Raw genomic sequence first — 12,735 nt, 5'->3', positions numbered from 1 at the left:
AATGATTATAGAGATTTTATATAATCAACTTCTGAATTACTTAAATATCTCCATTCTCCTTTCTTTAAATTCCTTAAAGTTAGTCTTCCAATAGCTTCTCTTTTTAAAGAAACAACTTCATGATTAAAAGCAGCACACATTCTTCTAATCTGTCTATTTTTACCTTCATGAATGATTATTTTTACTTTACAGCTATTTGTATATTTTTCTAGTAGTTTTATCTCACATTCAGCTGTCTTATAATCTCCTATATCTACACCTTTTCTAAATTTATTCATTTCATCTTCTGTGAAAATTCCTTTTACTAGTGCAATATATTCCTTATTTAAATTAACTCTTGGATGTATTATCTTATTATATACATCTCCATCATTAGTTAATAAAAGCAACCCTGAACTGTCATAGTCAAGGCGTCCTATTGGATATATTCTCTCATTAACTTTTACTATATCTAATATAGTCTTTCTGTTTTTTTCATCTTTATTTGTTGTTACATATCCTTCAGGTTTGTTTAACATTATGTACACTTTATTTTCTTCTGGACTTATTACTTTATCATTAACGCTAACAACATCTATTGAAGGATTTACTTTTGTACCAAGAGAATCAACAACAATGTCATTAACCTTTACTTTTCCACTGCAAATTATTTCTTCGCACTTTCTTCTTGATGCTACTCCACATCTTGCCATGTATTTTTGCAATCTTTCTTCCATTTTTCACACTCCATATGATAGTTTCTATTAATAATTTTAAATAACTATAGGGTAAAATGCAATATTTATTTCGAATTATTGCATTTTTTCTTGAAAAAAGTGAAGATTTTCTCTATATATTAACAAATTTGATAGATTATAATTCATATTAAACAATAATTATTTTCTATTGAATAATTCCTAGTACTTTGCTATACTTTAAAAAGAGGTGATAACATGGAAAAACTTTTATTTGGAATTTCAGGTTTACCAATAGGTGAAGAAGGACAGAAATTCAACTATGCAACAGGAATTGAATATTTAAAAGAAATAGGATTAGAAGCTATGGAGCTTCCTTTTGTTAGATCTGTTAATGTTACAGCTAAAAATAAAGACAAGATAATAGAAGCTAAAGAGAAAAATGATTTTTATCTTTCAGCTCATGGTTCTTATTTTATAAATTTAAATGCTGAAGAAGAGGAAAAGAAAGAAAAATCTATTGAAAGAATATTAAAAGGTGCCGAAGCATTAAAAAGCGTTGGAGGTAGAAGTTTGGTATTCCACCCTGGATTTTACTTAAAATCTTCAAAAGAAGAAGCTTTAGCAGAAATAAAGAAAAATTTAAAGAAATTACCTTATGAAGGTGTAGATTATAGATTAGAAACTACAGGTAAGGGTACTCAATTTGGTAACCTACAAGAGTTAGTTGATATATGTAAGGAAGTACCCTCTTGTAAATTATGTATTGACTTTTCACATATACACGCAAGAGGAATTGGAGCTTTAAAAGAATATAAAGATTTTGCTGAAATCTTAGAATATATAAAAGAAAACTTAGGAAATGAAGCTTTAGAAGATTTACATATTCATATGTCTGGAATACATTACACTGAAAAAGGAGAAAGAAATCACTTGCCATTTTTAGAAAGTGATTTTAACTATGTTGAATGTTTAAGAGCACTTAAAGATTATAAAGTAAAGGGATGTATAATATGTGAAAGTCCACTTTTAGAGAAAGATGCCTTATTACTAAAAGAAACTTATGAAAAATTATAAGATAGGAGAAATTCTCCTATCTTATATAACTAATCTATGCTGTTATTATAACGTAATACTAATTAAAAGAAGCATCCACGATTAAAGCCACCGCATCCGCCACATCCTAGTAAAAGAAGCCAAATTAGAGGGAATCCGCAATTACCAAATCCACAATTACCAAATCCATTGCATCCTCCGAATCCACCACAACCTCTTCTACAACAACAATCTCTTCTGCAACAACAACAATCTCTTCTACAACGACACCTTCTTGACATAATAGTTCACCTCACTTCTTTTGTATAGTACAGTATATTCAAGAAATCATAAATTGTTAATTACTTTATATAATAATTTGAGTTATACTTATAATATAAAATGTAAAATTTGGAGGTGAGGTTTTTTGAATAAAAGAACTCGTATGGTTGCACCAAGAAATATTATAAATGCAAAACAGTTATATTCTTTTTATGTGTTAAAAGAACTTTCAAAAGGACATGAGGTTTTCGGAAATAAAGTTCTAGAAGCTTTTAAAGATGAATTTTCTAGTTCTCCTCTTCCATTCCCAGTATCATCTAGTACAATCTATGATACACTTTACGACTTAGAGCAAAAAGGATTAGTTACAAGTTACTGGATAGGTGATGACTTTATAAATAAAAGAACAAAAAAGATGTATAGAATAACAGATGAAGGCAAAGAATACTATAAACTTCACGTAGCTGACTATATAGATGCCTTAAAGAAAAATAAATCAATAATAGATATATTAATAAAGATGCTCACAAAATAATTTTCTCTTAAAGTTTTAATATTATAATATATAAACTAAAAGGGATGCTTTTTATGAGGTATTCACAAAATATAAATAATAATAGACACTAAAAAAAACAAGGTGATAAAGATAATTCCAAAGTAGATATTCCAGTATTAGAGTTTTTAAATGCTCAAATAATTCCAAAATATGATTTTAAAAAAGGTTAATAGCATATGCTATTAACCTTTTTTTATAAATCATTTTCTATATTTCTATATTTATTATATCTTTCGTTTAATAAGGTATCTAAATTTGTACCTTTCATTTCAGACAATGTTTCTAGAAGGGTTTTTTTAATATTTTGAGCTGTCTTAGCAGGATTCTTATGAGCGCCTCCTCTAGGCTCTTTTATTATTTTATCTATTATATTAAAACTTTTTAAGTCCTGTGCAGTTATTTTCATTACATTAGCAGCTTCTTCTGCTCTAGATGAATCCTTCCATAATATAGATGCAAAACCTTCTGGAGATAATACTGAATAAACTGAATGTTCTAGCATGAATACTCTATCAGCAACAGCCAATGCTAAGGCACCGCCACTGCCACCTTCTCCAATAACTATTGATATTACTGGAACTTTTAATCCCATAAGTTCAACTAGATTTTGAGCTATAGCTTGCCCTTGTCCTCGTTCCTCTGCACCTATGCCACAAAAAGCTCCTGGAGTATCAACAAAACAAATTATAGGCCTTTTAAACTTTTCTGCTTGTTTCATAAGTCTTAATGCTTTTCTATATCCCTCAGGATGAGGCATACCAAAGTTTCTTTTTATATTTTCTTTTGTATTTTCTCCCTTGCATATACCTATAACTGTAAAACTCAAGTTATTTAAAAGAGCTATACCTCCTATGATTGCTTTATCATCACCAAAATTTCTATCTCCATGTAATTCGATAAATTCATCAAATATTTCATCTATATAAAATTTCGCATTAGGACGTTCAGGATCCCTAGCTATTTTCACTTTACTCCATGCATCTGCCGTTCTTATTAATTCTCTACTCATAATCCACCTCATGCATTCTTAAAAGAGAAGTTAATATTTGTTTTAAATCTTTTCTTTCTACTATTTTATCAATAAATCCTTTTTGTAGTAAAAATTCTGCTGTTTGAAAGTCATCAGGTAGCTTTTCATTTATAGTACCTTCTATTACTCTTCTACCAGCGAAACCAACTAAACATCCAGGTTCACTTAATATAATATCGCCTTCCATTGCAAAGCTAGCAGTTACCCCACCTGTAGTAGGATTAGTTAATACTGTAATATATAATAAGTTCTCTTGATTGTGTCTATAAATAGCACCACTAACTTTTGCCATTTGCATAAGAGAATAAATACCCTCTTGCATTCTTGCTCCACCTGAGCAAGTAAATATTATTAAAGGAAGTCTATTTTTAGTTGCATATTCAACGGCTCTTGTTATTTTTTCACCAACAGCTGTTCCCATGCTTCCCATCATGAAATTAGAATCCATGACACAAAGAACAACTTTTCTGTCAGCAATAAGAGCTTCTCCGGTTACAACACCTTCAATAACATTGCTTTTCTTTTGATAGCCCTTAATTTTTTCTTCATATCCTTTAAAGTCTAATGGGTTTCTTCCAACCACTTTCTTATTAAATTCAACAAAGCTATTTTTATCTGTTAAATATTTAATTCTTTCATATGCACCTATTTTAAAATGATGTCCGCAATTAGGACACACATTAAAATTCTCTTTTAAATCTTCGGTGTATAATATTTTTGCACACTTCTCACATTTGCTCCACATACCAGATGGTATATTAGGTTTTTCCTCTGCAGTTAGTTCAGTTTCAATTAATTCAACTGAACTAACCGTTATATATTTTCTTTTGTTTAGTAAATTCTTAATCATACTTATTCACCAACTTTTCAGCTAAAAATGAAGTATTATAAGTACCATTTTTAAAATCTTCATGATCTAATATTAAAAAGTGATAGTCTATGTTACTTGTTATACCATCAATAGCAAACTCATCTAAAGCCCTTTTCATTTTAGAAATTGCCTCTTCTCTATCTTTACCATGAACTATTAATTTCCCAATCATTGAATCATAACAATGCGGAATCTTATATCCTGAATAAATAGCTGTATCTAAACGAACTCCAAAGCCCCCTGGGAAATTAACTTCTTTTATTAATCCAGGACATGGCATAAAGTTTTTGCTTGGATCTTCAGCATTTATTCTACATTCTATAGAATGACCATTTATTTTTAAATCATCTTGAGTTACTTCTAATTTTTTACCAGCCGCAACTCTTATTTGTTCTTTAACAAGATCAATACCTGTTATCATTTCAGTTATTGGATGTTCAACCTGTATTCTAGTATTCATTTCCATGAAATAGAACTCACCTGTTTTATCTAATAAAAATTCAATTGTTCCAACGTTATGATAATTTACAGCTTTTGCAGCCCTAACAGCTATATTTCCAAGGTTAGCTCTTTGCTCTTCGGTTAAAACTGCTGAAGGAGCTTCTTCTAAGACTTTTTGATTTTTTCTTTGAACTGAACAATCTCTCTCAAAAAGGTAAACAGCATTTCCGTGTTTATCGCATAATAACTGTACTTCTATATGCTTAGGTTTCTCAACAAATCTCTCAATATAGATTTTATCATCTCCAAAGTTTGTTTGGGCTTCTGATTTAGCTGTATTGTAGTTTGAAATAAAGTCTTCTTCTTTATAGACTATTCTTATTCCTTTTCCACCACCACCAGCAGAAGCTTTTACTATTACAGGAAAACCTATTTTCTTTGCTATCTCTAAAGCAAACTCTGGACTTTCAATTTCTCCTTCATATCCAGGTACAACAGGAACATCAGCTTTTTTCATTATTTCTCTTGCCATAGCTTTGTTACCCATAAGCTCTATAGATTTCCAATTAGGACCTATAAACTCTATATTACACTCTTCACACATCTTAGCAAATCTAGGATTTTCAGATAAAAAACCAAATCCAGGATGAATAGCTTCAGCACCAGTTAAAACACAAGCACTTAGTATATTTTGAATATTTAAGTAACTTTCTTTAGAATTCCACGGGCCTATACATACGGCTTCATCAGCTAATTGTACATGCAGTGCATCTCTATCTATCTCAGAATAAACAGCAACCGTAAGAATTCCTAATTCTCTACAAGCCCTTATTATTCTAACAGCTATTTCACCTCTATTTGCTATTAATATTTTTTTAAACATACTCTAATCACCTAACCTATTGCAAACATAATTTCTCCAGAACAAGCGATTTTTCCATCAACAGTAGCTGTAGCTTTACCAAATCCAATGCTTCCTCTAAGTTTTATTATCTCAACTTCCAATCTTAAAGTATCACCAGGTAAAACTTGCTTCTTAAATCTAAGCTTATCTATTCCTGCAAAAAAAGGAGTTTTTCCTTTGAATTCTTCTTTGCTTAACATTGCCACTGCTCCAGTCTGTGCTAATGCTTCTACTATTAATACGCCTGGCATTACTGGATAGTCAGGGAAATGTCCTTGGAAGAAAGGTTCGTTTATAGTTACATTTTTATATGCAACAACTTTATTTTCTGTTATTTCTTCTACTTTATCAACAAGTAAAAAAGGATATCTATGAGGAAGGATTTCCTTAATTTCATTTATATTCATCATAATTATACTCTCCTAACTTTAAATAATGGCTGGCCATATTCAACCATATTTCCGTTTTGAACTAGTATCTCAACAATTTCTCCAGATACTTCACTTTCAATTTCGTTCATAAGTTTCATAGCCTCAACTATACATAAAATATCTCCTGAAGCAATTTTACTTCCAACAGACACATAACTTTCTTCACCAACACCAGGTGATTCATAGAATGTACCCACCATTGGTGAAGTAACTACATATAAATCCTCATCTACCGCCACTTCTTGAACTTTTTCTAATACGGTTTCCTCTACATTTGAAACTGATTCTACTTTTGTTTCTTTTACTTCAGTTATTTCATTAACTTCTACGTTTGAAGACTTACTTTCTTTTATTAAGTTTCTAGTTAGTGATTTATCCATTTTTATATATGAATTATCTATTTTAACTTCAAAATAAGCAATATTAGAAGAATCTATTTTATCTATAAGCTCTTTAATATCATTAAGATTCATTGTTTCAACTCCTAATCCCATTTTTTAAATAATAATGATGCGTTATGTCCACCAAAACCTAGTGCGTTATTAATTACATATTTTAAATTCGCTTCTCTACCTTCATTTACAACGTAATCTAAGTCACATTCTTCATCTGGAACTTTGAATCCTATTGTTGGTGGTATAAATCCTTCTTCTAAAGCTTTGACACATATTACTGATTCTATAGCCCCAGCAGCACCTAAAAGATGGCCAGTCATTGATTTTGTTGATGAAACAGGTATATTATAAGCCTTTTCACCAAAGCATCCTTTGATAGCTAAAGTTTCAAATTTATCATTTAAAGGAGTGCTTGTTCCATGTGCATTTACGTATGAAACTTCATCCTTGTTTATTTTACCTTCTTCTATAGCAGCTTCTATAGCTCTTTTAGCTCCTTCTCCTTCTGGATCAGGTGAAGTTATGTGATATGCATCGCAAGTTGCACCATATCCTATGATTTCTCCATAAATTTTAGCTCCTCTTTTTTGAGCACTTTCTAAGCTTTCTAAAATTAATATTCCAGCTCCCTCTCCCATAACGAATCCTGATCTTTCCTTATCAAATGGAATTGAGGCTCTTTCTGGTTCGTTATTAGTATTTAATGCTTTAAGGTTAGTAAAACCTGCGATTGCAGCTCTTGTTATAGCAGCCTCTGAACCACCTGATATAACTATATCAGAATATCCATGTTTTATACTTCTATAAGCAGCTCCTATAGAACTTACACCTGTTGCACAAGCAGTAACTAATGACTCACATACCCCTTTTGCACCATATTTAATAGCTATGTTTCCAGCCACTAAATTTATTATTCCAGCAGGAATTGCAAATGGAGAAACTCTAGCTGGCCCCCTGTTTAATAAAACATCAAACTGAGCTTCTAAAGTACCATATCCACCTATTCCAGATCCAACAATAACTCCAACTCTATTTGGATCTACATTTTCATCACTTAAATCTAACTTAGCATCCTTCATAGCTTCTTCTGTTGCAACAAGAGCAAAATGAGTAAATCTATCTAAACGCTTAGCTTCTTTCTTATCAATAAAATCTTCTACATTAAAGTTTTTAACTTCCCCTGCTATTTTAACCTTATAATCGGTTGTATCAAAAAGAGTTATTTCATCTATTCCACAAACTCCTTTTTTTGCATTCGTCCAAAATTCATTTACATTATTTCCGATTGGTGTAATCGCACCCATTCCCGTTATGACAACTCTATTTTCCATAAAAATCCTCCTACATTACCATTCCGCCATCTACATTAATCACTTGGCCTGTTATATAATTTGCTGAATCTGATGCTAAGAATCCTACTAAATTAGCAATATCTTCAGGATTTCCTAATTTCTTTAAAGGAATATTCTTCATAGCTTCTTCTTTAACCTTATCAGATAAAACTGATGTCATATCTGTATTTATAAATCCAGGAGCTACTGCATTAACAGTTATTCCTCTACTTCCTAACTCTCTAGCTAATGACTTAGTTAGTCCTATAACTCCAGCTTTCGATGCTGCATAGTTGGACTGACCAGCATTACCTGTTATTCCAACAACAGATGTCATATTTATAATTTTACCAAACTTTTGTTTCAACATTATGGCAGAAGCATGTTTAGCACAATTAAATGTTCCTTTTAAATTAACATCTATTACACTATCAAAATCTTCTTCTTTCATTCTCATAATTAAAGTGTCTTTTGTTATACCAGCATTGTTTACAAGAATATCTATTTTACCAAACTCTTCTTTACACTTATCAATAAGTTTCTTAGAATCTTCGAAATTACTTATATCACATTTTACAGTAAGAACTTTTACACCTTTTTCTTCTAAAATAGCTTTTAATTCCTCTGCTTCTTTATCAGAACTTCTATAGTTTATAACTATATTTGCTCCTTCATCTGCTAATTTTAAAACAATCGCTCTCCCAATACCTCTGGTTCCCCCAGTTACTACTGCTACTTTATCCTTTAACATAGATTAAAGTACCTCCATCTCTTTTAATTTTGACAATGTTTTTTCTAATGAATTTAAATCTTCAACATTAAGTACAGTAACATTTTTATTGATTTTCTTTACAAAACCACTTAATGCTTTACCTGGTCCTATTTCCACAAAAATGTCAACGCCATTTTCAATCATCTTTTCTATATCATTTATAAATAAAACAGGTTTTTTAACTTGAGAAGTTAAAAGTTCTATTATATCATCATCTTCTGAGTAAGAATCTCCTTTAACATTTGACATAACAACGCTATTAAGTTTATTTATTGAAATTTTCTTCAACTCTTCTTCTAACTTTTCAGCTGCTGGTTGTAACATTGAACAGTGAAAAGGTGCTGAAACTGGTAATTTAATAGCTCTTCCACCAGCTTCTTTTATAAATTCCGTAGCTTTATCTAAAGCCTTTAACTCTCCTGATATAACAATTTGACCAGGTGAGTTATAATTTGCCCCCTCAACTATTCCATATTCAGAACTTTTTTCTATTACTTCATCAACTTGCTCTGGTTTCATTCTTAAAACTGCAACCATACCTCCAATACCTTCAGCAACAGCCTCTTGCATAAACTTACCTCTTTTTTTAACAAGCTTAACTCCATCCTCAAAGTTAATGGCGCCACTATGAATAAGTGCAGAATATTCTCCTAAGCTTAATCCACAACTTATATCTGACTTAATTCCTAATTTGTCTAAAGCTACTAATATAGCCATGTTTGTTGTTACTATTGCAGGTTGAGTAAATTCTGTTTTATTTAATAATCCTTCTGGATCATTAAAACATAATTCTTCCATATCTAACCCTAAAGCAGCACTGCTTAGTTTAAATATTTCTCTACTTTCTTCGAATTTATCAAAGAATTCCTTTCCCATGCCTATATATTGAGCTCCTTGCCCTGCAAATAAAAATCCTAGTTTAGCCATTAAAATACCTCCTAAAACTTAACGGATTAAAAATTAATATATTTATAATTATATTCTTATATAGTACTATTTTCTAGATTTTGTTTTTTGAAATTTTATAATTTAACTAAAGTAGCTCCCCAAGTAAGACCACCACCGAATCCAACCATTATTATGTTGTCTCCTTTTTTTATCTTGCCTTCATTTATAGCTTCACAAAGTGCTATTGGAATGCTTGCTCCAGATGTATTACCGTAATTTTGTAAGTTTATTATAAATTTTTCTGTTGGTATTCCTAATCTTTTACCTACGTAATCTATAATTCTTAAGTTTGCTTGGTGAGGAATTACAGCATCAATTTCTTCAATTTTTATATTTTCATTTTCTAAAATTTCTACTATACTTTCTTCCATTACTTTTGTTGCAAACTTAAATATTTCTCTTCCATTCATACTTATGTAATTTTCAGAAATTTCTTTTTCAGCTTTAAAAGGACTATTTAGTGGTAACCCTTCAATGACAAGAGAATTTCCCTTTGAACCATCTGATTTTACGTTAACACATTTAATACCACACTCTTCTTCAGTAGCTGTAATGACAGTAGCACCAGCCCCATCTCCAAAAAGAACACAACTTCCTCTATCTTCCCAGTTAAGTGCCTTTGATAAAGTTTCAGCTCCTATTATTAATGCATTTTTAACTTCTCCTGACTTTATTAATGATCTTCCCATTTTAAGTGCATATATAAATCCAGTACATGCTGCATTTATATCAAAAGCCCATGCATTTTTAGCTCCTAATTTATCTTGTACTATACATGCTGTAGATGGAGTAAAATTATCAGGAGTTACAGTAGCTAAGATTATGACATCTATATCTTCTGCACTTAAACTAGCTTGAGCTAAAGCCATTTTTCCAGCCTCTACTGCCAAATCAGATGTATTTTCTTCTAGTGAAATATATCTTCTCTCTATTCCAGTTCTTGTTCTAATCCATTCATCACTAGTGTCTAAAAATTCTTGTAATCTTTCATTTTCTATTAAATTTTTAGGTGTGTACAAGCCAAATCCTATCATTTTAGCATTTTTCATATTAAATCTCCTTTGATTTTATAAGTTCTAGTTTCTTTTGGAAGAACTTATCTAGCTTCTCTAAAGAACTTATTAAAACTTCCTCCTCATAAACACCTAGTTCTTCTAGAACATGATCTATCATTTCTTCATGAAATTTCTCATGTACCTTATAAGCTAGAGTTCCTTTTTCTGTAAGTTCTATCATAACAACTCTTCTATCTTCTTCTATTCTTCTTCTATTAACATATCCTTTTTTTATTAACTTGTTTATAGCAGTTGTTAAAGTTCCTACAGTAATATTTAAGTCCAATGCCACTTCAGACATTGTTCTTGCTTTTCCTACTCCTATAGCCTCTATAGTATGATTTTCTGTTATAGATAAATCATTAAAAGGTGCACTTTTCAATGCAAATTCCTCTATTCTCAAAATATTGTTAAATAATTTTACTAAAATATTATTTAGTACTAACTCACTTTCCCTCATCTTAAAATCGCTCCCTTACTTCAAAATCATTAGATATAAAATTCAAATATTTTGAATATCAAATCAAATATTTTGATATTCAAAATATACTATACTCAATAAGAATTGTCAACTTTTCTATTTTTTTAAGCAAATAAAACCTATAGGAAATATCCCATAGGTTTTATTTATTTTAAACATCTTCGGGTCTAAATGATATTAATAAATTTTCTCTTTTACTTCCTAAATATCTATATTTTACATTGGCCTTATCAAACATAAGTTTAGATGCTTTAACAATGTCAGTATCCTTATATTTATCTGATAAATATATTACCTCATTTATTCCAGATTGAATTATAGCTTTAGCACATTCATTACAAGGAAATAATGTTGCATATACTCTACAATTTTTAACATTTTTACCTGTACTATTTAAAATAGCATTAAGTTCAGCATGACATGCATATGGGTATTTTGTTTCTAGAAACTCTCCAGTATTTCCCCAAGGTAGTTCGTCATCTGAACATCCTTTAGGAAAACCATTATATCCAATTCCAACTATTTTATTATCACTATCTACTATACAAGCTCCAACTTGAGTGTTTGGATCCTTACTTCTTTTCGCACTAATTAATGCAACTCCCATAAAATACTCATCCCATGAAATATAATCTTCTCTTTTGCTAATCATATTAACCCTCCTAAATAGAACTTAACACTAATTTTAAAGTTTTTTTATTTTTTTTCAAGTGTTTCTTTATTATTTTATCTCAAATTTATTGTTTTCTTAGGACATTTTGATGCGCATATTCCACATGAATTACATTTTTTATAATCAATACTTGCTAATGAATTTTCAACCTTTATAGCTTCATTTGGACAATTTTTTTCACATATTTTACATCCAATACATCCTACAGTACAATTTTGATTTACTACTTTACCAACATCATTAGAATTACATTTAACAACTACTTTCTGATCATCTTTTATTATATCAATAAGATTTTGTGGGCAAGCTCTAACACATGCTTTACATGCTACACATTTTGAAGAATCAATCTGTGCTATACCATCAACAATACTTATAGCTCCAAATTTACAAGCCTCTTTACAACTTCCTAATCCAAAACAACCAAATTTACAACCTTCACTTTCTTCATTTTCTAAAAATTCTTTAGCTTCACTGCAACCTTTATCTATAGGAATATTTAATTTAATTTTTTTATTGTTACAATCTCCCATACACTTTACAAAGGCAACCTTCTTTTCTACAGCTTTAACTTCTACTCCTAAAATTTCTCCAATTTGTTTAGATACATTAGGTCCTCCAACCCCACATAAAGTTATATCAGCTCCTTCTTCAACTACAGCAGTCGCATAAGCATCACATCCTGGATAGCCACATCCACCACAATTAGCACCAGGTAAAATTTCTCTTATTTTAGGAATTCTCTCATCAACTTTAACCTCAAACTTTTTTGATGCATATCCTAAAAGGATTCCAAACAAAAGCCCCAACACTCCTAAAACTAAAATAGAACATAAGATACTTGAAAAATCCATTT

At 30.5% G+C, this 12,735-nt stretch carries 16 protein-coding genes; 2 read left to right on the top strand and 14 right to left on the bottom strand.

Annotated features, from left to right (window positions below; all coding sequences use genetic code 11):
• Window positions 1–5 precede the first annotated feature (5 nt).
• The gene (locus AC2JAQ_RS07230) at window positions 6–716 is read right to left on the bottom strand and encodes a pseudouridine synthase (RefSeq protein ID WP_423239194.1); all 711 of its coding nucleotides are present in this window, start codon (window positions 714–716) and stop codon (window positions 6–8) included.
• A gap of 216 nt (window positions 717–932) precedes the next feature.
• On the opposite strand from AC2JAQ_RS07230, the gene AC2JAQ_RS07225 reads away from it, so the two are divergent.
• Entirely contained in the window at window positions 933–1,751 is an 819-nt protein-coding gene (locus AC2JAQ_RS07225) for a TIM barrel protein (protein ID WP_488458607.1), read from the top strand.
• 62 nt (window positions 1,752–1,813) lie between these two features.
• On the opposite strand, the gene AC2JAQ_RS07220 is transcribed toward AC2JAQ_RS07225, so the two are convergent.
• Window positions 1,814–2,011, bottom strand: a complete 198-nt coding sequence (locus AC2JAQ_RS07220) for a hypothetical protein (RefSeq protein WP_488458606.1) — start codon at window positions 2,009–2,011, stop codon at window positions 1,814–1,816.
• A 125-nt stretch (window positions 2,012–2,136) separates the two neighbouring features.
• Between AC2JAQ_RS07220 and AC2JAQ_RS07215 the strand changes: the two genes are divergently transcribed.
• The gene (locus AC2JAQ_RS07215) at window positions 2,137–2,526 is read left to right on the top strand and encodes a PadR family transcriptional regulator (RefSeq protein WP_488458605.1); all 390 of its coding nucleotides are present in this window, start codon (window positions 2,137–2,139) and stop codon (window positions 2,524–2,526) included.
• Between the two features lie 214 nt (window positions 2,527–2,740).
• On the opposite strand, the gene AC2JAQ_RS07210 is transcribed toward AC2JAQ_RS07215, so the two are convergent.
• The 12 genes from AC2JAQ_RS07210 to AC2JAQ_RS07155 all read right to left on the bottom strand — a co-directional run bounded on the left by AC2JAQ_RS07210 (window position 2,741) and on the right by AC2JAQ_RS07155 (window position 12,733).
• The gene (locus tag AC2JAQ_RS07210; protein WP_488458604.1) at window positions 2,741–3,556 is read right to left on the bottom strand and encodes an acetyl-CoA carboxylase carboxyltransferase subunit alpha; all 816 of its coding nucleotides are present in this window, start codon (window positions 3,554–3,556) and stop codon (window positions 2,741–2,743) included.
• Window positions 3,549–4,427 carry an acetyl-CoA carboxylase, carboxyltransferase subunit beta gene (gene accD, locus AC2JAQ_RS07205; RefSeq protein WP_423239198.1) on the bottom strand — a complete coding sequence of 293 codons (879 nt, stop codon included), beginning with the start codon at window positions 4,425–4,427 and terminating at the stop codon, window positions 3,549–3,551. The genes AC2JAQ_RS07210 and accD overlap by 8 nt, the downstream gene beginning before the upstream one ends.
• Complete coding sequence (locus AC2JAQ_RS07200; RefSeq protein WP_488458603.1) at window positions 4,420–5,772, bottom strand: acetyl-CoA carboxylase biotin carboxylase subunit; 1,353 nt, start codon at window positions 5,770–5,772, stop codon at window positions 4,420–4,422. The genes accD and AC2JAQ_RS07200 overlap by 8 nt, the downstream gene beginning before the upstream one ends.
• A gap of 11 nt (window positions 5,773–5,783) precedes the next feature.
• A complete protein-coding gene (gene fabZ, locus AC2JAQ_RS07195) occupies window positions 5,784–6,203 on the bottom strand; it encodes a 3-hydroxyacyl-ACP dehydratase FabZ (RefSeq protein WP_322503375.1) in 420 nt (139 codons plus the stop codon).
• 2 nt (window positions 6,204–6,205) lie between these two features.
• Entirely contained in the window at window positions 6,206–6,697 is a 492-nt protein-coding gene (accB, locus tag AC2JAQ_RS07190) for an acetyl-CoA carboxylase biotin carboxyl carrier protein (protein ID WP_488458602.1), read from the bottom strand.
• 11 nt (window positions 6,698–6,708) lie between these two features.
• The gene (gene fabF, locus AC2JAQ_RS07185; protein WP_423239201.1) at window positions 6,709–7,950 is read right to left on the bottom strand and encodes a beta-ketoacyl-ACP synthase II; all 1,242 of its coding nucleotides are present in this window, start codon (window positions 7,948–7,950) and stop codon (window positions 6,709–6,711) included.
• Window positions 7,951–7,960: 10 nt separating this feature from the next.
• Window positions 7,961–8,701, bottom strand: coding sequence for a 3-oxoacyl-[acyl-carrier-protein] reductase (fabG, locus tag AC2JAQ_RS07180; protein ID WP_488458601.1), 741 nt, complete (start codon window positions 8,699–8,701; stop codon window positions 7,961–7,963).
• Between the two features lie 3 nt (window positions 8,702–8,704).
• Complete coding sequence (fabD, locus tag AC2JAQ_RS07175) at window positions 8,705–9,649, bottom strand: ACP S-malonyltransferase (RefSeq protein ID WP_488458600.1); 945 nt, start codon at window positions 9,647–9,649, stop codon at window positions 8,705–8,707.
• Window positions 9,650–9,744: 95 nt separating this feature from the next.
• Window positions 9,745–10,719, bottom strand: coding sequence for a beta-ketoacyl-ACP synthase III (locus AC2JAQ_RS07170; protein WP_488458599.1), 975 nt, complete (start codon window positions 10,717–10,719; stop codon window positions 9,745–9,747).
• Between the two features lies 1 nt (window position 10,720).
• On the bottom strand, window positions 10,721–11,185 hold the full coding sequence (locus tag AC2JAQ_RS07165) for a MarR family winged helix-turn-helix transcriptional regulator (protein WP_488458598.1): 465 nt from the start codon (window positions 11,183–11,185) through the stop codon (window positions 10,721–10,723).
• 172 nt (window positions 11,186–11,357) lie between these two features.
• Complete coding sequence (locus AC2JAQ_RS07160) at window positions 11,358–11,858, bottom strand: deoxycytidylate deaminase (protein WP_423239206.1); 501 nt, start codon at window positions 11,856–11,858, stop codon at window positions 11,358–11,360.
• Between the two features lie 74 nt (window positions 11,859–11,932).
• Window positions 11,933–12,733: an RnfABCDGE type electron transport complex subunit B gene (locus tag AC2JAQ_RS07155; protein WP_488458597.1), complete on the bottom strand. Its 801-nt coding sequence runs from the start codon at window positions 12,731–12,733 to the stop codon at window positions 11,933–11,935.
• Window positions 12,734–12,735 lie beyond the last annotated feature (2 nt).

The organism is Clostridium sp. LIBA-8553 (genome assembly GCF_057782465.1).
This window is presented reverse-complemented; position numbering and strand designations above follow the sequence as displayed.